At 58.9% G+C, this 25,759-nt stretch carries 27 protein-coding genes; 14 read left to right on the forward strand and 13 right to left on the reverse strand.

Annotated elements, in window-relative coordinates; translation table 11 throughout:
• Positions 1–279 precede the first annotated feature (279 nt).
• The gene (locus V6F91_RS07920; RefSeq protein WP_332763342.1) at positions 280–1,290 is read right to left on the reverse strand and encodes an NAD(P)-dependent alcohol dehydrogenase; all 1,011 of its coding nucleotides are present in this window, start codon (positions 1,288–1,290) and stop codon (positions 280–282) included.
• A gap of 172 nt (positions 1,291–1,462) precedes the next feature.
• On the opposite strand from V6F91_RS07920, the gene V6F91_RS07925 reads away from it, so the two are divergent.
• From V6F91_RS07925 to V6F91_RS07945, 5 genes are all read left to right on the forward strand, one after another.
• On the forward strand, positions 1,463–2,383 hold the full coding sequence (locus tag V6F91_RS07925) for a LysR family transcriptional regulator (RefSeq protein WP_332763343.1): 921 nt from the start codon (positions 1,463–1,465) through the stop codon (positions 2,381–2,383).
• Positions 2,384–2,825: 442 nt separating this feature from the next.
• Positions 2,826–3,167, forward strand: coding sequence for a hypothetical protein (locus V6F91_RS07930; RefSeq protein WP_332763344.1), 342 nt, complete (start codon positions 2,826–2,828; stop codon positions 3,165–3,167).
• 58 nt (positions 3,168–3,225) lie between these two features.
• On the forward strand, positions 3,226–3,894 hold the full coding sequence (locus tag V6F91_RS07935; RefSeq protein ID WP_332763345.1) for a DUF3313 domain-containing protein: 669 nt from the start codon (positions 3,226–3,228) through the stop codon (positions 3,892–3,894).
• A 91-nt stretch (positions 3,895–3,985) separates the two neighbouring features.
• Positions 3,986–5,281 carry an OmpP1/FadL family transporter gene (locus V6F91_RS07940; RefSeq protein ID WP_332763346.1) on the forward strand — a complete coding sequence of 432 codons (1,296 nt, stop codon included), beginning with the start codon at positions 3,986–3,988 and terminating at the stop codon, positions 5,279–5,281.
• 85 nt (positions 5,282–5,366) lie between these two features.
• Positions 5,367–5,879, forward strand: coding sequence for a hypothetical protein (locus V6F91_RS07945; RefSeq protein WP_332763347.1), 513 nt, complete (start codon positions 5,367–5,369; stop codon positions 5,877–5,879).
• A 121-nt stretch (positions 5,880–6,000) separates the two neighbouring features.
• On the opposite strand, the gene V6F91_RS07950 is transcribed toward V6F91_RS07945, so the two are convergent.
• The 3 genes from V6F91_RS07950 to V6F91_RS07960 all read right to left on the reverse strand — a co-directional run bounded on the left by V6F91_RS07950 (position 6,001) and on the right by V6F91_RS07960 (position 7,853).
• On the reverse strand, positions 6,001–6,318 hold the full coding sequence (locus V6F91_RS07950) for a DUF6966 domain-containing protein (RefSeq protein WP_332763348.1): 318 nt from the start codon (positions 6,316–6,318) through the stop codon (positions 6,001–6,003).
• 34 nt (positions 6,319–6,352) lie between these two features.
• The gene (locus V6F91_RS07955; RefSeq protein WP_332763349.1) at positions 6,353–6,832 is read right to left on the reverse strand and encodes a GNAT family N-acetyltransferase; all 480 of its coding nucleotides are present in this window, start codon (positions 6,830–6,832) and stop codon (positions 6,353–6,355) included.
• Positions 6,833–6,977: 145 nt separating this feature from the next.
• A complete protein-coding gene (locus V6F91_RS07960; RefSeq protein WP_332763350.1) occupies positions 6,978–7,853 on the reverse strand; it encodes a LysR family transcriptional regulator in 876 nt (291 codons plus the stop codon).
• A 107-nt stretch (positions 7,854–7,960) separates the two neighbouring features.
• On the opposite strand from V6F91_RS07960, the gene V6F91_RS07965 reads away from it, so the two are divergent.
• Positions 7,961–8,830 carry an NmrA/HSCARG family protein gene (locus tag V6F91_RS07965; RefSeq protein ID WP_332763351.1) on the forward strand — a complete coding sequence of 290 codons (870 nt, stop codon included), beginning with the start codon at positions 7,961–7,963 and terminating at the stop codon, positions 8,828–8,830.
• A 55-nt stretch (positions 8,831–8,885) separates the two neighbouring features.
• On the opposite strand, the gene V6F91_RS07970 is transcribed toward V6F91_RS07965, so the two are convergent.
• Complete coding sequence (locus V6F91_RS07970) at positions 8,886–9,458, reverse strand: TetR/AcrR family transcriptional regulator (protein ID WP_332763352.1); 573 nt, start codon at positions 9,456–9,458, stop codon at positions 8,886–8,888.
• Positions 9,459–9,642: 184 nt separating this feature from the next.
• On the opposite strand from V6F91_RS07970, the gene V6F91_RS07975 reads away from it, so the two are divergent.
• The 4 genes from V6F91_RS07975 (at position 9,643) to V6F91_RS07990 (ending at position 14,685) form a co-directional block, all read left to right on the forward strand.
• The gene (locus V6F91_RS07975) at positions 9,643–10,302 is read left to right on the forward strand and encodes a glutathione S-transferase (RefSeq protein WP_332763620.1); all 660 of its coding nucleotides are present in this window, start codon (positions 9,643–9,645) and stop codon (positions 10,300–10,302) included.
• Positions 10,303–10,604: 302 nt separating this feature from the next.
• Positions 10,605–11,060, forward strand: coding sequence for a (2Fe-2S)-binding protein (locus V6F91_RS07980; protein WP_332763353.1), 456 nt, complete (start codon positions 10,605–10,607; stop codon positions 11,058–11,060).
• Entirely contained in the window at positions 11,060–13,315 is a 2,256-nt protein-coding gene (locus V6F91_RS07985) for a xanthine dehydrogenase family protein molybdopterin-binding subunit (protein ID WP_332763354.1), read from the forward strand. The genes V6F91_RS07980 and V6F91_RS07985 overlap by 1 nt, the downstream gene beginning before the upstream one ends.
• Before the next feature lie 17 nt (positions 13,316–13,332).
• Positions 13,333–14,685, forward strand: coding sequence for a cytochrome c (locus V6F91_RS07990; protein ID WP_332763355.1), 1,353 nt, complete (start codon positions 13,333–13,335; stop codon positions 14,683–14,685).
• A gap of 57 nt (positions 14,686–14,742) precedes the next feature.
• Here V6F91_RS07990 and V6F91_RS07995 read toward each other — a convergent pair whose 3' ends face one another.
• Positions 14,743–15,477 carry an SDR family oxidoreductase gene (locus tag V6F91_RS07995; protein ID WP_332763356.1) on the reverse strand — a complete coding sequence of 245 codons (735 nt, stop codon included), beginning with the start codon at positions 15,475–15,477 and terminating at the stop codon, positions 14,743–14,745.
• A 171-nt stretch (positions 15,478–15,648) separates the two neighbouring features.
• Positions 15,649–16,518: an AraC family transcriptional regulator gene (locus V6F91_RS08000; RefSeq protein ID WP_332763357.1), complete on the reverse strand. Its 870-nt coding sequence runs from the start codon at positions 16,516–16,518 to the stop codon at positions 15,649–15,651.
• Between the two features lie 235 nt (positions 16,519–16,753).
• On the opposite strand from V6F91_RS08000, the gene V6F91_RS08005 reads away from it, so the two are divergent.
• Together V6F91_RS08005 and V6F91_RS08010 are read left to right on the forward strand one after the other, a co-directional pair.
• The gene (locus V6F91_RS08005) at positions 16,754–17,518 is read left to right on the forward strand and encodes an SDR family oxidoreductase (RefSeq protein WP_332763358.1); all 765 of its coding nucleotides are present in this window, start codon (positions 16,754–16,756) and stop codon (positions 17,516–17,518) included.
• Between the two features lie 155 nt (positions 17,519–17,673).
• Positions 17,674–18,591: an AraC family transcriptional regulator gene (locus V6F91_RS08010; RefSeq protein WP_332763359.1), complete on the forward strand. Its 918-nt coding sequence runs from the start codon at positions 17,674–17,676 to the stop codon at positions 18,589–18,591.
• 99 nt (positions 18,592–18,690) lie between these two features.
• Here the strand turns inward: V6F91_RS08010 and V6F91_RS08015 are convergent, their stop codons facing one another.
• The 3 genes from V6F91_RS08015 to V6F91_RS08025 form a co-directional block, all read right to left on the reverse strand.
• Entirely contained in the window at positions 18,691–19,152 is a 462-nt protein-coding gene (locus tag V6F91_RS08015) for a hypothetical protein (RefSeq protein WP_332763360.1), read from the reverse strand.
• A 427-nt stretch (positions 19,153–19,579) separates the two neighbouring features.
• The gene (locus V6F91_RS08020) at positions 19,580–20,791 is read right to left on the reverse strand and encodes a multidrug effflux MFS transporter (protein ID WP_332763361.1); all 1,212 of its coding nucleotides are present in this window, start codon (positions 20,789–20,791) and stop codon (positions 19,580–19,582) included.
• A gap of 192 nt (positions 20,792–20,983) precedes the next feature.
• Positions 20,984–21,397: a PaaI family thioesterase gene (locus V6F91_RS08025; protein ID WP_332763362.1), complete on the reverse strand. Its 414-nt coding sequence runs from the start codon at positions 21,395–21,397 to the stop codon at positions 20,984–20,986.
• 319 nt (positions 21,398–21,716) lie between these two features.
• Here V6F91_RS08025 and V6F91_RS08030 point away from each other — a divergent pair, with 319 nt between their 5' ends.
• Positions 21,717–22,187 (forward strand): thiol-disulfide oxidoreductase DCC family protein, encoded by a 471-nt coding sequence (locus tag V6F91_RS08030; RefSeq protein WP_332763363.1) that lies wholly within the window; start codon positions 21,717–21,719, stop codon positions 22,185–22,187.
• Positions 22,188–22,190: 3 nt separating this feature from the next.
• Here the strand turns inward: V6F91_RS08030 and V6F91_RS08035 are convergent, their stop codons facing one another.
• Entirely contained in the window at positions 22,191–23,060 is an 870-nt protein-coding gene (locus V6F91_RS08035) for a LysR family transcriptional regulator (protein ID WP_332763364.1), read from the reverse strand.
• Between the two features lie 171 nt (positions 23,061–23,231).
• On the opposite strand from V6F91_RS08035, the gene V6F91_RS08040 reads away from it, so the two are divergent.
• On the forward strand, positions 23,232–23,999 hold the full coding sequence (locus V6F91_RS08040; protein WP_332763365.1) for a sulfite exporter TauE/SafE family protein: 768 nt from the start codon (positions 23,232–23,234) through the stop codon (positions 23,997–23,999).
• Positions 24,000–24,065: 66 nt separating this feature from the next.
• On the opposite strand, the gene V6F91_RS08045 is transcribed toward V6F91_RS08040, so the two are convergent.
• Both V6F91_RS08045 and V6F91_RS08050 read right to left on the reverse strand, forming a co-directional pair.
• Positions 24,066–24,557 carry a DUF2269 domain-containing protein gene (locus V6F91_RS08045; RefSeq protein WP_332763366.1) on the reverse strand — a complete coding sequence of 164 codons (492 nt, stop codon included), beginning with the start codon at positions 24,555–24,557 and terminating at the stop codon, positions 24,066–24,068.
• Complete coding sequence (locus V6F91_RS08050; RefSeq protein ID WP_332763367.1) at positions 24,557–25,684, reverse strand: saccharopine dehydrogenase; 1,128 nt, start codon at positions 25,682–25,684, stop codon at positions 24,557–24,559. The genes V6F91_RS08045 and V6F91_RS08050 overlap by 1 nt, the downstream gene beginning before the upstream one ends.
• Between the last annotated feature and the right edge of the window lie 75 nt (positions 25,685–25,759).

Here is a 25,759-nt window from a genome sequence, read left to right on the forward strand (position 1 = left end):
AACATCCTTGTAAAATTAATCAGAGGAATTTTGGCATAAAAGAAGGGTCGCCAACCATATGTACACCAGATGGGGCGTCGGGCGGAGGCAGTGAAATGCGCCATTTGCTTTGGCATCAGCCTTGTTTCAACGGCTGCTTCTGGCCCGATTGCTGCCGCTCACTTGTGACCGCTTTCGGCCAACAGCGAATGTTCGGGTCCGAGTTTCGATTGGCTTAGCCTCCAAAATTGAATCTACTGACCCAGACGAAAAAGGCGCCAGATTGGCGCCTTAACACTATCAAGCGATTTTGATCACGACCTTTCCAAATGCTCCCCTTGCAAGATGTTCGTAAGCTTCTCGTGCTTTCTCGAACGGATACACCTGATCAATAACGGGACGGATCTTGTGCTGATTGAGAAACTCGTTCATCCGGTCAAAGGATGAACGCGGCGCCACGGCGATTCCGCGAATGGTTGTCTGGCGGAAGATCAGTGGCATCAGATTGAGTTCAACGGTTTGTCCTGTCAAAAAGCCGATCTGCGCAATACGCCCCGATGCCTTGGTTGCTGCTACCGATTGATTGATGCCGCTGCCACCGGCCACATCCAGTAGCAAATCCACGCCCTTGCCGTCGGTTAGCTTCAGCACCTCGTCCGCCCAATTCGGGGTTGTTCTGTAGTTGATTCCCGCCACAGCCCCGAGCGCCTTTACGGCTTGCAGGTTTTGGTCGCTACTCGACGTTGCGATTACCTTCGCGCCAAGCGCTGTAGCGATCTGCACGGCAAATATTGATACGCCCCCGGTGCCTTGAACCAATACGGTCTGGCCCGACTGGATTTGTCCGAAGTCGACCAGCGAATACCAGGCCGTAAGTGCAGCAATAGGCAGTGTTGCCGCCTCTATGTCGCTCATGTTGTCCGGGGCACCGACGGCGCTGTCCTCGTGAATGATCATGTATTCGGCCAAACCGCCAGGCAACGGCGAACCGAAGCAGTAATCGGGTTCGTTCGGCCCTGGCTCGCCATCCAGCCAACGCGAGTAAAGATGCGAGTTGACGCGATCACCGACCTTGAAGCGCGTGACGTTGTCGCCAATGGCTACCACCGTGCCGGCTGCATCGCTCACGGGAATCAGCGGTTTGGGCACCAAGTGCGGTTCATAAATGCCGTCGACGATAGCCTTGTCGCGAAAGTTGAGCGAAACAGCACCGACCTTCACTAATAATTCGCCAGCCTTGGGTTGCGGGGTCGCCACCTCCTCCAACTGCAGATTGTCGAGTCCGAAATCTTTCAATAACCACGCCTTCATTACGAATCTCCCAATACATATCAATGGTCATGAACCAAGCCGGTTCAGCCTTGGGGGGATTCTTCGCCTTTGACGATCCGCAATAAATGCATGGATAAAGACATGATTGTTCTATTCTTGGGTAACAATCACCTTCGACTTCATGCGTCAGACGAACACACAGGAAAGCGTCATGGATTTGCTTCAATCAATGCGACTGTTCGCCAGGCTTGCTGAACTCGGCAGCTTTACCAAAGCTGCAGAATCCCTGGACATCGGGCGACCTCAAGTCACTCGGTACATTCAGGAGCTGGAGACGTCATTAGGCGTGCGCCTGTTCCAGCGCACCACGAGGAAAGTGGCACTGACCGCCGAGGGTGAGAGGTTTTATGAGCGCGTGCAGGAAATCCTGGCGGGAATTTCTGCTGCGACCACGATGTTCGACCGATCCGGAGCAACCCTCGCAGGCCGGCTACGCGTCGATATCCCGACCGCTTTCGCGCAACTGGAATTTATCAAAAGCCTCAAGGAATTCACCGCCTCGTACCCGGGTATCAACATGGTTCTGGGTGTAACTGACCGGGCCGTCGACTTGATCGGTGAAGGTATCGACTGTGCGTTGCGTATCGGCGATCTAAGGGACTCGTCCTTGATCGCTCGCCCTGTCGCGACGGCGACCATGGTGACGTGTGCAGCGCCCGAGTATCTGCGCGAGCATGGCGAACCCAAGACGCTCGACGATCTGGCCTCCCATCGAGGCGTCAACTTCTTGTCCGGTCAAAGCAACAGGACATTGCCTTGGCATTTCTCGGTAAAGGGTCAGGATCGAACATTTGTCAGTAGCGCCGGTATCACCGTCACCGAGTCGAATGCCTACGTTCAGTGCGGCGTTTCGGGCTTTGGAATCATTCAGGCGCCAGGAATCACCGTGGCCGAGCATCTGGACAGTGGCGCCCTGGTGGAAATCCTGAAGCCCTATCGACCAGCGCCTCGCTCTGTGTCGTTGCTGTATCCAAGCCGGACCCATCTGGCGCCACAGGTTCAGGTCTTTATTGAGTGGCTGCAACAGCGTTTTCCGCATCTTTCTCGCTGGCTGGATCCTAGGAATTTTTGAAACAGGTCTATCGCGCAAACGCACCGCGTCGTCGACAGTGCTACCCGTGTGTCTCGCAGGTATGGCCCTTTGCAACGGTTTTGCACGGGATTACCTCTGTCAGACAAATTACCGCTCGTCGCCTCGATACAGCCAGTAAGCGAAACGCTCGGGAATGCAGTTTTCGATTGGTCTGAATGTTTTACAAATTCACGAGCGCTGTACAGAAATTCTTCAACCTATTGATCTTTAGAAGATTTATTAGGTCTTTTGAGCATCCGGTCTGAAGCCTTTCCAGCTGTCCAAAGCCTGAGCTTGTCATTACTCACGATAAAGTTTGTTTCATTTGATTTCTGGAAAAAGCGGAGTTTTTACTGGCCAATTGCGAATTCCTACTACCTTCAAATGGGCTTGATCGTGCGCTTTAGGCTTAGCGCATTCCTACTATGAAGGAGCGTAGAAGATGGCCTTGGAAATTCATTCGACAGTGAAACGCCAACCACAAGGGGAATGGCGGTCGTTGAAACTGGCTGGTGCCGCGTTTTCTCTGGTGGCGGCCATAGGATTGGCTTCGCAAACCTTCGCGGCTGACGGCGAAAAGCCCAAGCCGGCTGCGCAAGTCACCAAGGCGGCGAACAATGCGTTGCTCAATGAGCTGCCGTTCAATGACAAGACCTCGTTCGAACTGGCACACAAAGGCTTTATTGCTCCACTGCCGTCGACCGTCATAAAAGGCAGTTCGGGCAATGTCATTTGGGACCCGGCCAAGTATGCCTTTATCTCAGTTGATGTCGGTCTGCGGTAACGATTCAAAACGCTGCCGCAGACCCGCGTCACCCGTATTTCGACAATGGAGCGTTCTCATGCGATTCAAGGCACTCGCTTTACCGTTGTGTGCGCTGTCTCTGGCCCTTTCCGGCTGTGCCAGCAAGTACGTCGACCCCGAGCAGTACTCCGGATTTCTCGGCGACTACAGCGTCCTGAAAGAGGAGAAATCTCCTTCGGGTGCAGCCGTCATGCGCTGGATTGATCCGAAAGTCGATGTCAGCCAATTCACCAGCGTATACGTCGAACCCAGTCAGCTCTTTCCCAAGCCGCAGCCTACCGCGAAGATTCCGCAAAAGACCCTCAATGGCATCACCCAGTATTACGATCAAACGTTGAAAAATGCGTTTTCCAGTGCGCTTCCGCTCGCCAGCGGCCCAGGGCCGGGCGTGCTGGTGGTCCGTCCGGCGATCACCGCGGCCAGTGCCAAGACCAAGGGGCTGCGTGCGTATGAAGTGATTCCGATTGCCCTGGTGGCTGCGGGCGTCAGCGCCGCCACCGGCATTCGTGATCAGGACACCAGCCTGGCGACCGAAGCCGCGTTTCTCGATGGAAGTGACAACCGACTGGTCGCCGAAGTGGTGCGCAAGGGCGCCGGCGCTGACCTCGACAACTCCGCGCAGGTGCTGCAGGCCAATGACTTCAAAGCGGTGCTCGATGTCTGGGCGCGAGACATGGTCAAGTCTTATGAACAGTTGAAAAAATAGCGCTGATCACGGCCACCTGACCTTCGCTCGCCGAGACGGGTGGCCGTTCTAACGAAAGGCGTTTTGGTCAAGGTTTCGCAGAGGACGCGTCATGCACACAAGCCGCTACGCTCGCCGGTTCCATGTTTCTTGCCTGGCATTCAGCCTGGGCTTGCTCAGCGGCCATACCTGGGCCGGGGGCATTCTGATTTACGAGGCTGGCCAGGAAGGTAACGGTCTTGCCAATGCGGGGGCGGCCGCATTGGCCACCGATCCCAGCGTGCTCATGAGCAACCCCGCCGGCCTCACCGAGCTGAGTGGCACGCAGATCAGCGCCAATGGGCAGTTGATCCTCGGTGACATGCGGTTCTCCCGGGACAGCAACAACCAGTTCGATGGCAACGAAGGCGGCAACGCCTTGCAGTACTTGCCGGGCGCCAGTTTCTTCGTCAGCCACCAGATCGATGATCGCTCGGCCATCGGCTTCGGCATGTACGGCAACTTCGGCCTAGCGCTGGATTACGATGACGATTGGGCCGGCCGCTACTTCAACCAGGAAGCGGCGATTATTGGTGTGTCGTTCCAGCCGACATTGGCGCACAAGTTCACCGATGATCTGTCCGTGGGCATCGGTCCGCGCATCATGTACGCCTATTACCGCAACGAAACGGCGATCAACAATAACCTGCTCGGACTGCGCGACAGTCCAGATGGTCAGCTTGAATACAAGGACACCGACGTCGGTGCCGGCATCAATCTTGGCCTGCTCTATCGCTTGAGCGAACGCACGCAGATTGGCCTGGCCTACACCAGCAAGATCGATCTGGAATTCAAGGACAGCCCGAGTGTGCGCAAAGTCGATAATCCGATCATCAATGCCGCACTGCAGCGTCTGGATGTCGACTCACTGGATCTGGACATGTCGGTGCCGCAAACCGTGCTGCTCAGTGTCGCCCACGACCTTGATCCACAATGGAAACTTCTCGCCAGCCTCGGCTGGCAGGACTGGAGTGAGTTCGGCGAAATCGGCGTGGAGGTCGACGCCAGTGCCACCGACGTCAGTCGAACCGCCAACCGCCAGTACAAAGACACTTGGCACGCCTCGATCGGTACTCAATATCAGGCCACGCCGCGCCTGCGCTGGAGCGTGGGTCTGGGCTATGACAGCTCGGCCGTGGATGACAAGGACCGGACCGTCGATAACCCGATGGGCGAAGCTTGGCGAGTGGCGACCGGAATCAATTACCAGATCGATGAAGGACTGGACTTACACGCGGCTTACACACTTGTGTGGCTGGGCGACATGGACGTGGATCAGACCAAGTCGCGTTCGGGCACGACTTTATCGGGCACCTACAAAAACGCCGCGTTGCACATCATCGGTGGTGGCGCGACGTGGCGGTTCTGAGAACGATTGAAAAATTACGCCTTGAGTGCTGGAACACTTCTCGTCTTGGCAAACCGGATGTTTTGATTAGTAAAGGAACGCCGAAATGAACGCGATGATGAACAAGGTCAAACATGAATTCATGAAGGTGCTTCCGCCCACCGTTTTCTTCTTCGTTATCTTGCATATAGTCGCGTTGATCCGTTCACTCATGATCAAGGGCTCGGGGGTCGATCTTCCGGTTTCAGCCTCGGTGCTGATCGCATCCCTGATACTTGGAAAGTCGGTACTGGTCGCGGATATGCTGCCGTTCATCAACCGCTTCCCCAATAAACCGCTGATCTGGAACGTCATCTGGAAGACGCTCATGTATGCATGGGTGGCGCTGATCGTCCACTATCTGGAGCGGCTTTACGACTTCTGGAAAGAAGCGCCGAACCTCATGGAAGCGAACTCGCTGCTATGGGCCTCGATGAACTGGCCGCGTTTTTGGGCGGTGCAAATATTGCTCATCACGCTGATATTCATGTATTGCGTAATCGCCGAGTTGGCTCGTGTCATCGGAAAGGATCGGCTAAAGGTGATGTTCGTGGGGCCGCTTGCGCCTATACAGCGGTAAATCTCGAACGGCTTACGGCGCATCACTGCTCGACTCCCTCGGCGATGGGTGGACGATTGGGGAAGTTACAAGTCGAAATAGAACGAGGAAATCAGGCAAGCTGTCAGGCGGCGAATAGTTGTCAGCCTTGCGAGCGCTTTATGGCATCGGCGAGCTGCGCGGCATAACAGCGTAATTTATCGAATCTTTGGTTCAACTCAACGTGGCCAGGCTTCCAGGAAAACACGCCACCGTCATAGCTCTGTCCGAGAACGAGATCATTGAATGAACCCATGCCTCCGTAGGCTGACAACAAGTAGGTAATCCCCGAATAATCAGAGTCCAGCAGACGTGCCTGTGCCTTTCGCATCCACAGACTCCAATGGGTAGCTCCATCGTTTTCAAGCAGAGTTGCGAGCTGCTCAAGAACGCTGATCAGTTCCTCGGTTTTCGGTCCCATTCTGTTTATCAACCCCGTCCAATCAGATTACGGATCATCCATGTGCCCCAGGTCCAGACGCCGGAACGCTCTGACGCACATAATAATTATCGAATTCACTGCTTTCGACGAACTGGAAGCCATGGCGGATATAAAAGCGATTAGAAGCGCTTTCTTTGAGAGCCCCAACTTTGATGGGGAGCGCAGCCGCATCCGCCACTTTGAAAATCTGAGTGAGAACGACAGAGCCTATACCCGATCCTTGCGCGCTCGGTCGCACATATAAGTGGTCGAGCGAGATTTCATTGTGGTTATGCTTGACCACTACAAAACCAACCCTCTCTCCGGATACCTCGATGTAGTGCGTGTTGCGAGCTTCAAAACCGCTAAGAAACCGCTCACGCGCACGCACCGGATCAAATCGCCCAACACGCTCCAGACTTTCGCGCATAGCCTCAATCCGGATAGCTACAAGATTGTCCAAGTCGCTTTGTTTAGCCAGGACCAAAGTGACTGGGGAATTTTGATTGGGCATATTTTGCGCTCTATTGATCATCCTGAAAGGCCAGTATAGAGAGCCCGATTCATAGGGCCCAGTTTTTGGCTTAACCGTCCAAACTCAGGTGACCGTCGCAAATGTGAATGAAGGGGGTCTTGAAAAAACCTGCGATCTCGCCACCCTACCCCCTCAAAACCAACGCCCCATCCACATACCGTTCACACAAAAAATCCACAAACGCCCTCACCTTCGGCGCCGCCAATCGCCTCGACGTGTGCAGCACCCACAACTCAGGCTCTCCCCCCGTTACCACGCCCCACTGCACCAACTCCCCACGCGCCAGTTGCACCCCGGCAATCGACTGCGGAATCAGCGCCACACCCGCGCCGGCAATGGCCGCATCGCGGACCATCAATAACGAGGAAAAGCGCATCTTCGCGACCGGCTCCAACTCCAGCACGCCATCATCGAGGCGCCAACGTGTCGGCTGGAAAGTCGTCGTCACAACGGCTGGCACGGGGCTGATGGTGCCGGGCAGCGGTTTCGCCAGATCGGGCGCGGCGACGACGACCAGTCGGTCTTTGACGAAGCAGCGGCCGACCAGGCTGCTGTCGGGTTTGGGGTTGACGCGGATGGCGATGTCGAAGCGCTCTTCGATGAGATCGACCTGGCGATCGTCCGCGACGACTTCGATTTCCACTTCAGGATAGAGCGCGCAGAACTCGGCGCTGATGCGGCCCATCGCCAGTTGCGAGAACAGCACGGGGGCAGCGATGCGCAGACGGCCGCGCGGTGTCGCGACGCCTTCACGGACTGCGGACAGGGCTTCGCTCAGTTCGCTCAGCGGACCTTCGGCGCGGCCCATCAGCAGTGCGCCGGCCTCGGTGAGTTTGAGGCCGCGCGCGCTGCGTTCGATGAGCCTGACGCCGAGTTGTTCCTCAAGGTCGGCGATGCGTCGCGACAGGGTCGCCTTGGACGTGCCGCTCGCCCGGCTCGCCTTGCCGAGCCCTTCATTGGTGGCGATGAGCATGAAATCGATCAGGGCGTTGAGGTTCATGGTGTTCCACTTTTGAAACGAAGTGTCCGCATATTGGTATCTGCGCTTTATCGGCGCAACACCTTATCTTCTGGTCATCGACAGATTCTTAACGCAGGAGATTGAACATGAGCATTCTGGTTATCGGTGCCACGGGCACCATTGGTTCATTGGTTACCGCTGGTCTTGTTGAGGCGGGCGCCGATGTCCACGCCCTGGTGCGCCAGGCGGGCAAGCGCGAGTTCCCGGCGGGCGTGACGCAAGTGGTCGCCGACCTCACCGACGTGCCATCGATGCGCGCTGCATTGGTACCGGTGCGTACCCTGTTTCTGCTGAATGCGGTGACGCCCGATGAGGTCACGCAAGCGCTGATCACGCTGAACCTCGCTCGCGAAGCGGGCATCGAACGCATCGTTTACCTCTCGGTGATTCATGCCGACCGCTTCACCAATGTGCCGCACTTCACCGGCAAATGGGCGGTTGAGCGGATGATCGAAAGCCTCGACGTGCCGGCGACGATTCTGCGCCCGGCCTACTTCATGCAGAACGATCTGATGGTGCAGCCAACCATCGAGAACTACGCCCTCTACCCGATGCCCATCGGTGCGGCTGGCGTCGCGATGATCGACGCCCGGGACATCGCCGACGTCGCCGTCGCCGAGCTGCTGCGCCGTGATCAGGCTCCCGCGGCGCTGGAGCGCATTACGCTGGAATTGGTCGGGCCACGCCCGCTCACCGGCGAATCGGTAGCGCAGGTGTGGAGTTCGGCACTGGGTCGCCAGATCACTTATGGCGGCGACGATGTGGCCGCGTTCGAAGCGCAACTGGCCACCTACGGCCCCGCGTGGCTGGCGTATGACATGCGCTTGATGATGTCGGGGATTCAGGCATTCGGCATGCGCGCCAGCGAAGGCGTTGAACGCCGACTGGAGTCGATCATCGGCCATCCGTTGCGCACGTATGAGGATTTCGTGCGCGAGGCGCTCGCCGGGGTTTAACCCTTAACGACGGGGCAGGCTTGGCACCGGCCTTGCCCCGACGTGAAGCGTCTGTTCACTCGGTGACAAGAGCGATCAACCCCGCCTCGACATAACTGCCGATCAACTCATCAAACAAACCAATATCTCCTCGACTGCGCGCTATCAATTGCGCACCCGCCACAGCCGCGTAAATCGCCCTGGCACGCGCTTTACAGCGTTCTTCATCCGCCGAACCACCGCTGACGAACACCTCGGTGAGCCACTCAATATTCGCCTCGGCAAACCGTTTGACCTGCGCTTTGACCGCGTCCGGCAGGTCTTCATATTCGGCGGCCATGAAGCTCGCCAGGCACAGCCGGTTGCCGCTTTCCAGCGAGGTGCGAAAGATCGACGGATACAGCGTCAGGCAGCGCTGCGCATCGGGATTGGCGAGACGAATGCCGTCGAGCACTTGCGCCGCATCCTGCCAATAGCGCTCGGCAACGGCGGCGCCCAGATCGGCCTTGCTCGGGAAGTGGTAGTAGATGCTGGCGTTCTTGATGCCCACCACTTCGCCGATGCTGCGGAAATTGATGCCACTGTAGCCATGCAGCTGCGCGGCAGTTTTTGCCGCCTCCAGAATCGCTTCGCGCGCGTTCACGCTCATTTTCAGGTCCTCAATGCGTTCGATCATGGCGTGGAGTGTACGCGCAGAATGTTTACCTGCCAATTGGAAGGTAGGGGTTGACACGCCGCAAGTCTGACTTCAATCTTTCACCTACCAAATGACAGGCAGGTAACCCGAAATGACTGATTTAAATGCTGTGATCGACCCTGCTTCGCTGCCGATGATGAAGATCTACGATTGGTACAACGGCCCCTACCCCGCCCGCGTTCGTATCGCACTGGCAGAAAAATCGCTGCTGTCGCGCATCGATTTCGTGTCGGTCAACTTGTGGACCGGCGAGCACAAGCAACCTGAATTCCTGCGCCTTAACTACTCCGGCACGCTGCCGCTGCTGGCGCTGCAGGACGGTACGCTGATCGCCGAGTGCACGGCGATCACTCAGTACCTCGACAGCCTCGATGACAACCCGACGCTCACCGGTCGCACGCCGGTGGAAAAAGGCCTGATCCACATGATGACCAAACGCGCCGAGATCGAATTTCTCGATGCGGTCAGCGTGTACTTCCACCACGCCACGCCGGGCCTCGGCCCACAGGTCGAGCTTTATCAGAACGCCGAGTGGGGCCTGCGCATGCGCGACAAGGCTGTGCGCGGCATGCGCTACTTCGACAACATTCTGCGGGATCGGCCCTATGTCGCTGGCGAGGACTTTTCCATGGCCGACATTGCTGTGCTGGGCGGGATGATTTTCGCGGCGCTGGTCGATCTGCCGGTGCCTGATGAATGTGTCGCGTTGAAGGCCTGGCATGTGCGGGTGCAGGCGCGGCCAAGCGTGCAGCAATGGCGGGCAATGGTTGAGCAAGGAGATGCGCAACACCGATAACTCCATAGTTGCCGCCCCGCTTCAGGGGCGGCAACGCTCAATCCTTCCGACACATTCTGCGAGCGAATGGCCTACGCTCTAGCGCAATCCTCTTGAATGCTTGCCTGATCCTCTGGACTTGCACCGCCGTGGATACCCAACGCGCGCGTGACGCCATACAGTCCGATAACAATCGCAACCGCGCCCACACGCATGCGATGCGGACTTCACAGCGCGCCAACCGCAGTGACAAACACGCTCACTGGCGCTGCGGCCCATGCTTATAAAAATGCACGTCAACCGATGATCAGGCGGGTGAACCCATGGAACTACGAATCAACCAGAAGACCGTTCAGGTCGATGCCGACGCCGACACGCCCTTGCTCTGGGTGTTGCGCGATGACCTCGGCATGACCGGCACCAAATATGGCTGCGGCCTGGCCCAGTGTGGCGCCTGCTCGGTGCTGGTGGATGGCAATGTGGTGCGCTCGTGCGTCACACCGGTGGCCGGTGTGGTTGGCCGCGACATCACCACCATTGAAGCCATCGAGTCCGATGAGGTGGGCAAGCGTGTGGTCGCGACCTGGGTCGAGCTGCAAGTGGCGCAGTGCGGTTATTGCCAGTCCGGACAGGTCATGGCCGCGACCGCGCTGCTCAAAAACAATCCCGCGCCGAGCGATGCGCAGATCGAAGCGGCGATGGTCAACCTGTGTCGCTGCGGCACTTACAACGCCATTCATGCCGCGGTGCATGAGCTGGCTGGCAAGAGGGACGCCTGATGAAAGTTTCCAGCGAAACCACCGCTCAATCCTCGTTGCCTGACCTGACCACGCCGATCAACCTTTCCCGCCGCCGCTTTCTCACCGGCACCGCCGTCGGCGCGCTGGTGCTGGGCTTTGGCCTGCCACTCGGTACACCTCGGGCATTGGCCGCCGCTGCGGCGGCCACGACCAGCGAACGCGGTACGCAAGTGCCGGCGTTTCTGGAGATCCGCCCGGACAACCGCGTGCGCCTGATGTGCCCGTTCATGGAAGGTGGCCAAGGCACCTTCACGGCGATGGCGCAGATTGTCGGCGAAGAACTCGACGCCGACCCGTCGACGTTTCTGGTCGAAGCCGCGCCGCCCGGCGAGGCGTATGTGGTGATGGACAACGGCATGCGCATCACCGGCGGCAGCATGTCGGTGCGCATGAGCTATCCGGTGATGCGCCGCCTCGGCGCCCTCGCCCGCGCCATGCTCCTGCAAGCGGGCGCCGAACGCCTCGGCGTGCCGGTGAGCGAACTGAGCACCGAACCGGGCAAAGTGCTGCACGCCGCATCCGGCCGCTCGCTGACCTACGGTGAATTGGCCGAACGTGCAATGGACCTGCCAGTGCCAGACCCGGCCAGCGTCAAGCTGCGCGATCCGAGCCAGTTCCGCTGGATCGGCAAGCCAGTCAAGCGCATCGACGCTTACGACAAGTCCACCGGCAAGGCGCTCTACTGCATCGATCTTGCGGTCGACGACATGCTCCACGCCGCCGTTCAGCACGCGCCGCGGCTGGGCATGACCGTGGGCAATCTGCGCAACGAAGAGCAGGTCAAGGCCATGAAAGGCGTGCATTCTGTGCACCGCCTGCCCGGTGCCGTGGCGGTGCTCGCCGAGCGTTGGTGGCACGCCAAACGCGCGGTCGAGGCGATCCAGGTCGACTGGCAAGAACCGGGTGCCGACAGCCCGGTGCGGGTGATGCCGGCGGATTTTTCCAGTGATGCGTATTTCAAGCGTCTGGCAGCGGAAAAAGGCCCGGCCCGTGACGATGAAAACGAGGGTGACGTGGCCGCGAGTCTGGCCAACGCGAAAACCCGCGTCGATGCGACGTATCACAACCAGTATCTCAATCACGCGCAACTCGAGCCGCCGTCCGCGCTGGCGCGTTTCAATGCCGATGGCTCGCTGGAAGTCTGGCTGCCAAATCAGGCACCCGACCTGTATCGCGCCGACATCGCCAAACGCACCGGTCTCGAACTTGGGCAAATCACTTTGCACTCGCCGCTGTTGGGCGGGTTCTTCGGTCGGCATTTTCTCTACGACTCGGCCAGTCCGTACCCGCAGGCCATCGAGCTGGCGAAGGCGGTCGGGCGTCCGGTCAAACTGATCTGGAGCCGTGAAGAAGAATTCCTGCGTGACGTGCTGCGTCCGGTGGCTGCGGTCAACTTCCGCGGTGCGTTGGACAACGATGGCTGGCCGTTGGCAATCGAAGCCATCAGCGCCACCGAAGGCCCCACCGAAGCCATCGCCGGCAAGCAAGGCGAAAAGCTTGACCCGACGGCGCTGGAAGGCTTGTCCGGCAAGTCCTATGCGATCGCCAACAAGCGCATCGCGCAGATCTACGTCAAAGGCCCGGCCATGCTTGGTTACTGGCGTTCGGTGGGCAATTCACTGAATGACTTTTTCTACGAATCGTTCCTCGATGAACTGGCTGACAAGGGCGGCAAGGACCCGTTCGACTTGCGCCTGCATCTGCTGCGTGACAATGCTCGGCTGACCACCCTGCTGCAAGCGGTGGCCGAGTTGTCGGGCGGCTGGAAGCGCGGGCCGTTTACTGCCGAGGATGGCAGCCGGCGTGCGCGCGGTGTGGCGATGGCGTCGCCGTTCGGCACCGAGACGGCGGTGATTGCCGAGGTGTCGATCGAAAACGGCCAGGTCAAGGTGCACGACATCTGGCAGGCGATCGACCCCGGCAGCATCGTCAACCCGGCAATTGTCGAGGCGCAGGTCAACGGCGCTGTGGCGTTGGGGCTGTCGCAGACGCTGGTCGAGGAAGCCGTGTGGCTCGATGGCAAACCGCGCGCGCGCAATTACGACCTGTATCCGATCCTGCCGCCTGCGCGCATGGCCAGGGTGCATGTGCGTGTGGTCGAGAGCGGTGAAAAAATGGGTGGCATCGGTGAACCGCCACTGCCCGCCGTCGCGCCGGCCGTCGCCAATGCGGTGGCCGCACTGACCGGGCAGCGAATTCGCAGCCTGCCCATGAGCCGCCACACTTTTAGCTGATCAGCGCCGGAGCGTTTATGAACAACAGCCGATTCGCAAGAACCGCTGGCTGGCTGGCCGTGCCGTGTCTGATCGCGGCAGGTCTGCTGGCCTGGTATGTCACCCGCGAGCCTGTCTCGCCTCTGGAAAAGCCACCGTTCAGCGTCGCCGACATCGACCCGGCGCTGGTCACTCGCGGCGAATACGTCGCCCGCCTCAGCGACTGCGTGGCCTGCCACAGCGTACAGGGCGGTGCGCCGTTCGCCGGCGGCCTGGAAATGGCCACACCGCTGGGCGTGATCCATGCGACCAATATCACCCCGGACGCAGACACCGGCATCGGCCGCTACAGCCTCGCCGATTTTGACCGCGCCGTACGCCATGGCGTAGCGCCGGGTGGTCGGCGCTTGTACCCGGCCATGCCCTATCCCTCGTATGCCAAGCTCAGTGATGACGACGTGCGTGCGCTGTATGGGTTTTTCATGAAAGGCGTGGCGCCGGTCAAGCAGGCCAACCAGCCGAGTTCGATCCCCTGGCCGCTGAACCTGCGCTGGCCGATTGCGATGTGGAACGGCGTGTTTGTCGACGCCGAACCCTACGCCAGCAAACCCTCGCAGGATGCACAGTGGAACCGCGGCGCCTATCTGGTCCAGGGCGCCGGGCATTGCGGCAGTTGCCACACGCCACGCGGTTTGGCGTTCAACGAGAAAGCGCTCGATGAATCCGGCCAACCGTACCTTGCCGGCGCCTTGCTCGATGGCTGGTACGCGCCGAGCCTGCGCGACGATCACAACACCGGACTCGGGCGCTGGAACGAGGCGGAAATCGTCCAGTTCCTCAAGACCGGGCGCAACCGGCATGCGGTGGTTTACGGCTCAATGACCGAAGCGTTCAACAACTCCACGCAGTTCATGAGCGACGAGGATCTGGGCGCCATCGCCCATTACCTGAAATCGCTGCCCGGCGACCCGCAACGTGATGGCCCGCCCTGGCAGTATCAGCAAGCGTCTGCCGCACCAAGCCTGGACACGCCCGGCGCGCACACTTACGCAACCCGCTGCGCGTCATGCCACGGTGTCGACGGCAAAGGCCAGGCCGAATGGATGCCGCCGCTGGCGGGTGCCACTTCGGCGCTGGCGAAGGAACAGGCATCCGCGATCAACATCACCCTCAACGGCTCACAACGGGTCGTCGCAGCGGGCGTACCGGACGCCTATCGCATGCCGGCGTTCCGCGAACAACTGTCGGATCAGCAGATCGCCGAAGTCCTGACGTTCATGCGCAGTACCTGGGGCAATCAGGCCAGCGCGGTCGATCCCGCGTCGGTCGGCAAACTGCGCGAACACACGGATCCGGCGAGCAGCAGTCCGATCATTTTGCAGATGCGTTAGGAACGTTGTAACTGGAATTGCCGGTCCCGCCTGGGACCGGCGATTTTTCTCAACCCATCAATGCGGACTGGCCACCGGCCGCACGACAATCTCACTGACATCCACATCGTCAGGCTGGTCAATCGCGTAAACCAACGCTCGCGCAATCGCATCGGCCTCCAGCGCTACGCTGCGGAACGCGCGCATTTCCTCACGCGCTACCTCATCGGAAATCGAATCGGCCAGTTCGGATTCGACCACGCCTGGGCAAACCACGGTCACGCGGATCTTGTCCGTCTCCTGGCGCAGGCCGTCGGAGATGGCTCTGACTGCGAATTTGGTCGCGCAATACACGGCGGCGGTCGGCGATACCGCGAGGCCGCCAATCGAAGAAATGTTGACGACCTGCCCGAAGCCTTGCGCTTCCATCCCCGGCAACACCGCGGCGATACCGTGCAGCACGCCACGCACGTTGACGTCGAGCATCTGGTTCCATTCATCGACCTTCAGCGCCGCCAGGGGCGACAGCGGCATGACCCCGGCGTTGTTGATGATCACGTCGACCTTGCCGTGCTGCGCCTTGGCGAATTCAACGAAGGCCTGCATCGAGTTCATGTCGGTCACGTCGAGCGCACGGGCGCTGGCCGAGCCGCCTTCGCTGCGGATCTCGCCGACCAGTTTTTCCAGGCGTTCGGTGCGGCGGGCACCGAGTACGACGTGGGCACCTTTGGCTGCGATAAGTCGCGCGGCGGCTTCACCGATACCGCTGCTTGCGCCGGTGATCAATACGACTTTGTTGTGGATGTTCGACATATCCGTTTCTCCTGCTCTGTGCATGGGAAATCAGCCGCGCCGCGGGGTGCGGGTGTTGGCTGGGTACGTCGAAAAGGTTAAGCGCGCAGGCCCGGCGAGCGCGTGCCGAAAGCTGCGTGAGGTTTGCCTATTCGTGTCTGAATGCGCGGTGATGATTTATCGACGCCACTTTCAAGTACCGCGAAACTCGCTGGGCGTGACGCCCACCTCACGACGAAACACCTGCGAAAAGTGACTGGCGCTGGAGTAGCCGACCTCCAGACCGATGTCGATAATGCTGCGCTGCGACTCGAGCAACAGTTGCCGGGCGCGGGCCATGCGCAAACGGATGAAATACTGCGAAGGCGCCAGACCGGTGGCGCGTTTGAACAGGCGGCTGAAGTGGTATTCGCTGAGCTCGGCGAGCGCTGCCAGTGTTGCCAGGCTGAATTCTTCGTCCAGATGCGCGGTCATCGCGTCGGTGACTTTGCGCAGTTTGTAAGCTTGCAGCGCGTTGACGCGACGCCCCGCCTGGTTCTCGGCTGGATAGGTACGCAGCAGGTGCACGGCGAGGGCCTGGGCCAGCGACTGCGCGAACAGGGCGCTGGGCGTGCGTTGCTCGATCAGTTCGCTGCGCAATTGCTGCAGGACAAAGGCGACGTGCGAATCCCGTGCCCCTGAAACATCGCGCAAGCGTAGCGGCGCGCTAGCTTGCCCGGACAGCTCGCGCGAGGCACGTTCGATCAGCGGCAAGCCCAGATAAAGGTGCATGACTTCAAAGGTTTCGCCATCGTGGGTCTGCCAGCGCATTTCGTAAGGCTCATCCGACTGGGGGAGAAAAAAGTCGCCTGCCTTGACCTCGACCGCCTCCCAATCGCCACCCGGCGCCCGTTCTTCCACCCGCGCCGCGCCTGCCAGAATCAACACCAGCAACGGCTCTACCACCGCCGGCACCGTGATTGGCTCACTGACAGTGCGATGGCAGAACAGCTGAATCACGACATCGTCGATTTGCGGCCGCGAAGTCAGCGCGAGGGGTTCACCCGGCAGGTAATCAGCCATGGACTCACCTGTTATGCGCATCTGAGTGGTATTCGCCATGAAACGACCCTTTCATTTTCCGTGGTTGCGAAACCTGACAATAGCCCAGCTCTGAGCATATTTGGCGCAAAACTCCGACAGCCACGGCAAGCCCGCGAAAGTTGGCACCCGCGCATTGCGAGACAGTTGAACCGTCGCCGATGCCAAACGTTGCTGGCAAGGCTTTCCCGACTGGATCACAACGTGGAGAAAGATCATGAGCGAGATCAACAACAGCACACCAAACGAAGTGATGGGCAAAGTGGCCCTGGTCACCGGTGCAGCCAGCGGTATCGGCAAGGCGATCGCCTTGTTGCTGCACGCACGTGGCGCCAAAGTCGTCGCCGAAGACCTCAACCCCGCCGTGCAGGAACTGGCCCGCCCCGGCCTGGTGCCGCTGGTGGCCGACATCACTGAAGATGGCGCGGCCGAACGTGCGGTAGCGCTGGCGGTCGAGCAGTTTGGTCGGCTGGATATTCTGGTCAACAACGCCGGGATCATCATCAACAAACTGGTGGTCGACATGACCCGCGACGATTGGGAGCGCATTCAAGCCGTCAACGCCACCGCCGCTTTCCTGCACAGTCGCGAAGCGGTCAAAGCGATGATCCCGAACAAGTCCGGGGCGATCGTCAACATCGCCTCCTATGCGTCGTATTTCGCCTTCCCGACCATCGCCGCCTACACGGCCTCGAAAGGCGCGCTGGCACAACTGACCCGCACTCTGGCCCTGGAAGTGATCGGCCATGGCATCCGCGTCAATGCGGTCGGCGTCGGTGATGTGGTGACCAACATTCTCAACGACGTGGTGGACGATGGCCCCGCGTTTCTCGCACAACACGGTGAAAGCGCGCCCATCGGCCGCGCTGCCCAGCCGGAAGAAATCGCCGAAGTGGTCGCGTTCATCGCCTCGGATCGCGCCAGTTTCATGGTCGGCGCGGTGGTCATGGCCGACGGTGGCATGACCGTCACCGCTGGCTGACACGACAACGGGCGCAGGCGAAAATGTCCGGCACGCGCAGCAGGATCAGGCAGATCTGCGGCAGTATCGGCGTAACACTGCGCCCTCCGCGCTGTGTAATCTGAAGATCAGCGACGAGTGCCGCCTTGGCCCACGAATCTTTATGAGAGTTTGCTATGCAACCGAGCGATGCTTCCCTCTTGCAAAACACCACCCTCTATCGCACTGAATTGATCCGTGCGCTGACCCAGCGCTTTGCCGAGCCGGGCATCTACGAGACCGCCATCGCGCCGCTGCATGTGATTCGCATGGACCAGCCCACCGAGCTGATCCACACCGTGCATAAACCGGCGCTGTGCCTGATTTTGCAGGGGCGAAAGGAAGTCGGCCTCGGCGAGGACTGCTACCGGTACGACCCGCTGAATTATCTGGTGGTGTCGGTCACGCTGCCGGTGTCCGGTCGGGTGTTGCAGGCGAGTCCGGAGGCGCCCTATCTGTGTATCCGTCTGGATTTCGAAGCCACTGACCTTGCGCAGGTGATCGCCGATGCGCCGCCGACGGGCGTGCCGGATGAGCCCGAGCGTGGGATGTTTCTGGAAACCATCGACGTGCCGCTGCTGGAAACCATGTTGCGTCTGGTGTGCCTGCTGGAGACCCCGCGCGACATCGGCATGCTCGCACCGCTGGCCCTGCGCGAGATGTACTACCGCCTGCTGCGCGGCGTCCACGGGCGTCGCCTGTATGAACTGGCCATGGGTGATTCGCAAGCGCGCCGCGTGTCGCGGGCAATCGACTGGCTGAACAGCCATTACACCCAGCCGCTGCGCATCGAAGAACTGGCACGCATCGCCAACCTCGGCAGCTCAACCTTGCATCACCGCTTCAAGGCAATGACCGCGATGAGCCCGCTGCAATACCAGAAGCAATTGCGCCTGCAGGAAGCCCGCCGGCTGATGCTCGGCGAGGGGCTGGATGTGGCGAGTGCCTGTTATCGCGTGGGTTACGAAAGCCCCTCACAATTCAGCCGTGAGTACAGCCGCCAGTTCGGCTCGCCGCCGTCGAAAGATATCAGCAGTGCGCGGCGGCCGGCGTGAGCGCCTGCTGGAAAAGCTGCAGCACGCACTTCGTTTCGCCGTTCGGCAGATAACAAAACGCCCCCGCAAAAGCGGAGGCGCACTTGCTCAACAGGAGGCTTACTCCTTGGTCGAGAAAAGTCCGGTTGGCAATTCTTTGCCATGTTCGTTATAGGCAGCTTTGACGCTGATGTAGGACTCCATTTCGTCAATGTAACCATCCTTGTTGGTGTCCTTTTTCGCAAACGCTGCTTGCTGGTTCGGCGCGACTACAAGGAACTCAGCGAGCGACACTTTTGCATCATGATTGGTATCGATCGAATTGAAGATCGCATCACCGCATTTGCCCTCTCCGCATTTACCTTCTGCAGCAGTCACTTTAGGGGCTGTTGCGCCGGCTTCGCTCGAACCACATTTGCCTTCACCACACTTGCCTTCCGAGGTCTTGTCGGCTGCGGCCAGTTGGTAGCCCTGGGGCAACGCTTGCACAGCGAAAGCCGACGATGACGCCAGACCGATGCCTCCGCTCAGAGCGATAACGGCCAGGCCAAGGCCGGTTTTTTTTGAATAGGAGTGGGACATGGTATTTCTCCGAATTAATGTGCGCGGCTGATCGCGCAAGACAAGCCTGAAAAACAAAACACTGGAAACGGCTAAAGACAGAACGAGCAACGCCGGTGAACCCGGCGTTGATTCGAAGCATCCTTTATTCGGTCAGGCAGTGTGATTTCAGGCAGGGCCATTTAGCCGAGGCCATGTGTCCGGGGTGTATCGGTAAAAACAGGATTTGTAAGGCAATACCGAAAAACTTCGTGCGGATACATTGGCATACAGACGGAATGAACCAGCAAACGCTGCCTGAATTGCGCGCAAAAAAAACCCGGAGACGGAAAGGTCTCCGGGTTGTGATCGAGCCGAATACAACGCTGGATATCAAGACAGGGCGACGGATTCGTCGGCGCTTATCATTCGGTCGCAGCAGCTGCCGCGCAGTTACACGTCTGCTGTATCAGTCGCCTAACGCAACCTTCAAGGCGCGATTTTTATGGGCGAGCATGATTCGGAACATCAGGAAACCGGCCACGGCGAAAGCAGCATTCAACGCGACCATTGCAAAGGCCGTGTCGTCCTGCAGACGGCTGAGCAACAAACCGGAAACGGTCGCACCGGCCATTTGCGCAAAACCAATGAAACCTGCGGCCAGCCCGGCACGGGTGGGATTGGGAATCACCGCACCGGCGACGGAACCGGGCAGCACCATCCCCGCTCCCAGCGTCAGCAAGACCTGTGGCAGCATCAAACCGGTCACCGATGGGCCTGCGAACTGGTGAATGATGAAGGACAGAGTGGCGCCTGCCGCAACCAGGCCGGTGCCGAGGGCAACGATCTTTTCCGGACCGGATTTGATGATGGTGCGGTTGGTGTAGATCGCACCAGCAATCAACCCAGAAACGATGCCGCCGAACAGTAGCCCATACTGGGTCGGACTCAAGCCGAGCTGGCCCACGAACACCCGCGATGAGCCGGCGATAAAGCTGAACATCGCGCCATAGGTGCAAGCGATGGCAACCGAAAAACTGCGCACAGACGAGCCTTTGAGCAGCGCCGCGTAGTTGCCCATCAGCGTTTTCAGGCGCCCGGCCTGCGGGTCACGTTGCAGATGGGTCTCCTTGAAAAACAGCGAGGCGATCAGCGCCAGTGCGCCGAACAATACCGTCGCCATGACCACCGCGCGCCAGCCGCCGGCGTGGGTCGCGATCAACCCGCCGATGACGGGTGAGAGCATGATGGTACTGAGCATGCCGATCACTGTGATGGCCATGATCGGTCCGGCGCGCTCTTTCCAAACATCCCGCACAATACTGCGCGCCACGACCAGCGCTGCGCAGGCGCCCAACCCCTGCAGAGCACGGCCGACGATGAATTCGTCCATGCTCTGCGCATACGCCATCCACAGCGAAGCCAGCACATAAGTGCCAACGCCAGCGAGCAATAGCGGGCGCCGCCCGAGGCGATCAGAGAGCGGGCCGAAGAACAACTGACCCAGACCAAAAGCGGCGACAAACATCGACAACGCGGCCAGCGAGGCACCCGGTGCAGCGCCAAGGCCTGACTCGAGTTCGCGCAGGCTGGGAATCAGCAACTGAGTGGAAATTTCCCCGAGGCCGCAAAGCCCGATCAGGAGTGCGAGCAATACGCTGGAACGAGTGGATGTGTGCATGGCTGTATCCGAAGTGGATGGGAAGAAAAATGCCCCGATCCATTTGGGGTCCCGGTTGTATCAATCACCCTCGCGCGCAATCCAGGACAGCAGCCAACGACTGCACCGAGGGCGCAGCATTATGATCATAATAATTTTCGCCTGTAAATATGACGCTCGTAATTTCAGTAACCGTGCAGCGCTGACACGCGTTCAGCTCACAGGCACAGCAAACACCGCACTGGCGCGCGCCACCGTGCGCTCACCGACATGCAGACTGACCGCCGCGAACGCCAGTTGCCGACCTTTTTTCGAATGCTCGAGACGCACCTCCAGCCATTCATTGATCTGCACGGCACCGAGATAATCCAGAGTCATGCTCGCCGTGATCAACGGCTGCGGAGGGTCGCTGGAAAACGCCATGGCGTAGCCCATACCCACATCCGCCAACGTCGCCAACACACCGCCATGCAACGTGCCACGGCCGTTGGCGTGCCTGGCGTCGGTCAACAATCCGAGTTCCAGTTGCAGACCACTGCCGCGTGCGTAGATTGGGCCCAGCAAATCGAGTAATGGACTGCTGCGGGTGAACAGCGTGAAACCTTCGGGGATTACAGTCGCGTTCATGCTTGCTCCCGTTGCTGGTGATACACCGATGATGTTGACCTGCTGAGTTCGGTTGTATGTGCAGAGGGATAATCGGGCCAGAACTATACGGACATGGAATATGCTGGGATAAGTCGCCCGTGCTGCACGGCCGACACTGTAAAAGGAGCGATGCGAGTGGTCTACGCTTCCCTGGGCTTCAGAAAAATCCGCGACGAGCATTATCAATCGGAGCGTACGATCCTCATGGCCAAAATGCTCATGCCGTAATGTTTGCTATTACCAAAAGGCAACGCGGCGCTATGCTGGCAACACCAGCCCTGCCCTGGAATCTGATTGGATGCCAAGCCCGAACACCCGCCCTACCCCCGCGCCGCTTCTCATACCCGGCGAAACCGTGGTTCTGTTCGACGGTGTCTGCAAGCTCTGCAACGGCTGGGCGCGTTTCCTGATTCGCCACGATCACCAGCGCCGCGTGCGCCTGGCTGCCGTGCAATCCCCAGAAGGCCAGGCGCTGCTGGCGTGGGCCGGGTTGCCGGTGGATCAGTTCGACACCATGGCGGTGATTCGCGATCGGCATTATTGGGAACGTTCCGATGCGTTCCTTGAAGTGATCCGCCAATTGCCAACCCGCTGGCATCCGCTGCGCCTGTTGCGCGTCTTGCCTATACACCTGCGAGACTGGGCGTATGACCGCATCGCGCTGAATCGCTATCGGCTGTTCGGCAAGTACGATACCTGCCTGCTACCCAATGCGGACCATGAGCGGCGTTTTTTGAAGACGTTCGCGCTGCCATTCAGCGAAAAATAGCAGTCACAGGCATCGAAACTCTTCCTTCAAAAGATCGGCAAACCTGTCTTTTGCGCGATGCAAGTCAACGTTCTTGTTCGATATAAAATAGTTAGTGACTGGCAGCAAATCATCAAACGTAAAAGCGCTTATGCTGCCGATCCTTTTGAACTGCTCAAAAATACCTTTAGGAACTAACGACACACCGGCACCAGAACTGACGCAACCGAGGATGGTGCCATAACTGGCTATACTGGTTACGGCACTTTCTACGCCATGCTTTTTCAGCCAACCAAGCAGTGCACCTCGATAAGGGCAACCTTCAGGCCACATGAATATATCGACCGCAGCCAGATCCTGCGGTTTGTTTATCCGCCCCGCAGCCGGAGAGGCAATCAGCACCAACTCTTCCTCGTATATTTCAATAACATGTAGATCCGGGTGTTCGGGCCTTACCGCAACGATTGCGCCATCCAGTTCATGCTTGACTACATCGTTTGATAACTGCGACCAGTCTGCTGTGCGAAATTGCATTTGCACGGCTGGATAAAGTTGATGAAATTTCGATAACAGCCTCGGCAATCTACCCGTGGCAGAAGACTCTATAGCGCCGATTTTCAATATCCCTGAAGGCGCAGCTGATGGGTCCAGGACTCGTTGTGATTCCGCGCACAACGACAGGATCTTGTTAACGTAGCCGAGAAACAAACTCCCGGATGGGCTGATGACTAGCCCCCTGCCTTGCCTGATGAACAACGAAACCCCTAGCTCCCGCTCCAGTGCCTTGATCCGGTTGGTGATGTTGGAAGGGACACAGTGCAACAACTCAGCAGCGCGTACGATGCTTCCTTGATCGGCAACCGTCTTGAACATCGTCAGCTGAGACAACTCCATGTCATTACTCATCGAAAGTGAATGATGCGCACACTATAAGTCACTTGTTGCAAGCCCTCAAATCAGTTATTTCGTTGTCTACAGAAACAAACGCAAGTTCGCCCATCTCGCAAAACCAACAATCGTACGTCAAGGAGTGCTGGCAATTGGAATTAAACAAAGTTCTTCACCATGTCCATTGAGCAAGCTTTGATAGCGCTGGGTTTTTTCGCTTTTTGCGGGGGCTTGATTGATGCTGCGGTTGGTGGCGGTGGGCTTGTTCAGTTGCCAGCACTGTTGCATGCGCTGCCCCAGCAAAGTCTGGCCACGGTTTTCGGCACTAATAAACTGGCTGTTCTGGCAGGAAACTTATCTTCCATATTCAGCTATGTGAAACGCATAAAAATCCTTTGGCGCTTGATGCTGCCGACCATGTGCTCGGCTTTTGTATTTGCGTTTCTTGGCGCCTTCTCCGTTTCAATCGTGCCGAAAAAACTCATGGAGTTCGCTGTCTTTTTTATCCTCATAGCCATGGCCATTTATACGTTCTGCGAAAAAAAGTTAGGGCTGACGAGTTCAAATATTGAATGTGGTCCGAGGGAAATCGCATTAGGCGTTTTCTTTGGCGGCCTTATTGGTTTTTACGACGGCGTCTTTGGCCCCGGTAGCGGTAGCCTGCTTCTTTTCGTATTCGTTAAAGTGTTTGGATTCGATTTTCTCAACGCCTCGGCCTCGGCAAAACTGGTCAACCTGGGGACCTTCGGCGCATCACTGTTATTTTTTGTTCCGTCCGGCAATGTGTTGTGGACCGTCGGCGCTGTCGTCGCCCTGTGCAACATGTTGGGTTCCGTGACCGGAGTGGTCCTTGCCCTACGCTACGGAAGCGGGTTCATCCGGGTGTTTTTTTTGATTTTGCTGGTTTTTTTGATCGGCAGAATGGGCTTGTCACTATTCTCTTAGGAACCGACGCTGGCGTTTGCCAGCCCCGTATCACCGACGGCGTTTTCGAAAAAATGGATTCAACCGCTACAGCAAATTCCCCAGCAACTGACCCGGCGTCATCTTCGTCACCATCATCAGCACAATGACAAACATCCCGGCGAACCCCAGCACGCCCATCCAGAACCACGCGCGGTACACGTTCGCATAGCGCACATCGAGGACGGCGCCCGCCTCACTGGCCTGCATGGCCATCTGCCAGAGTCGTTTCTGCAGCAGCAGAACCGGCAGCCACAACGCGCCGACGCAGACGAAGATGATCAGCGACGTCAGTACCCAGTCGGTGCTGATGGGCAACCCGGAAAGACGCAGCAGCCCATAGCCAGTGATGATCTGCACAAAGCCTGCCGGCGTGGTGATCCAGGTGTCGAAGCGCACCACCATGCGCGCGACGTGGGCGATGACTTGCGGGTTGGCCGTGCGGCTGGCGGCGATCAGGTAGAGGTAGGAGCCCATACCGAACCCGAAGAGGAAAATCGCCGCAATGACATGCAGGTATTTCAGGCACAGATAGAGCATCAGCGCTGCCCGTCCGAGAACTGCACCGACAGGCTCAGGTTATGCGGATCGTTTATCGCAGTCAGGTATTCGTCAACGCTGATTTCGCCCACGCAAGGGCGTGCGCCCGTGGACGGTACGTAGCCTTGGGCCATTTTGCTCGCCAGCGCGACGGCGGCGCAGCTGGGGATTTCCGGGCCTTTGTCGTTAAGGGCGGTGAGCTGCGCGGTCATCGACAACGGTCGGCCATCAAGGCCCAGCCCCTTAACGTCGATGTACATCGCACTTTTGCCGTCGCCGAATCGCTCGAAACGCGTGCCCAGACGATGCAGCCGCGCGGCCCATAGCGCATGGTCGCGCACCAGGCCGAGTTTCAATGCCTGCGCCAGCAAACCATTGGCGAGGCCGCCGAGCTTGAGCCCGGCGCCGGCCTTGAAGCGCAAGGTCTGCGCGCCATAACGAGCGGCGAAAATATCCATGTCCGGGACGTCGACATTGGCCAGCAGGCGCGTGCCCAGTTGTGGCATCTTGCGCAAGGTCAGATCGAGCCAGCCGGAGACTTCGTGGACCTTGCCGTTTTTCAGTTGCCTGATCGGTTTGCCGGCGTAGGCCAGCACGCCTTCGATGGTCGACAGCCCCGGCATTTTCGCCGACGAGGAAATCCCGTGCTCGATCGAGTCGATCCGCGAAAAGCGCTGGCGTTGCTCGTCGATGATCGCTGACGACAGCGTCGGCACCGAGCTGCAGCCGCTGAGGATCGCCACGCCCGCCTGTTGCGCCCGCGCATCGAGCACGCCGATGCCATTGACGAAGGTGCGGCAGTCGGCGAGGCCGCAATAATTTACGCCGGCCGCGATGCAGCTTTCCGCCACCGCATACGACTGCCCCTGAAACGGCCCGCCGGTGTGCACCACCAACTGGATATTCAGCGCGCGCAATGCGTCGCTGAACGCCGTACCCATCGCATCACCGCACCAGCCCTCGCACACCGCGCCGGACTGCGCCTGCAACTGAACGACCTTGTCCTGCAACTTGCGCGGATCCCGTCCCGACAGCACCAGACCGATGGCCGGCATCGAGATCAGATGCCGGCAAACGATGCTGCCAAAGTTTCCGTAACCACCGACCACCATCACCCTGAACGGCATGCAATTCTTCCCAAGTCATTCGTCACACAGCGGGCAGGATATAGGGCTGATGATCGACGGGCCATGGCGAGGAAC

Origin of the sequence: Pseudomonas koreensis (assembly GCF_036668835.1) — a bacterium.
GTDB lineage: Bacteria > Pseudomonadota > Gammaproteobacteria > Pseudomonadales > Pseudomonadaceae > Aquipseudomonas > Aquipseudomonas koreensis_I.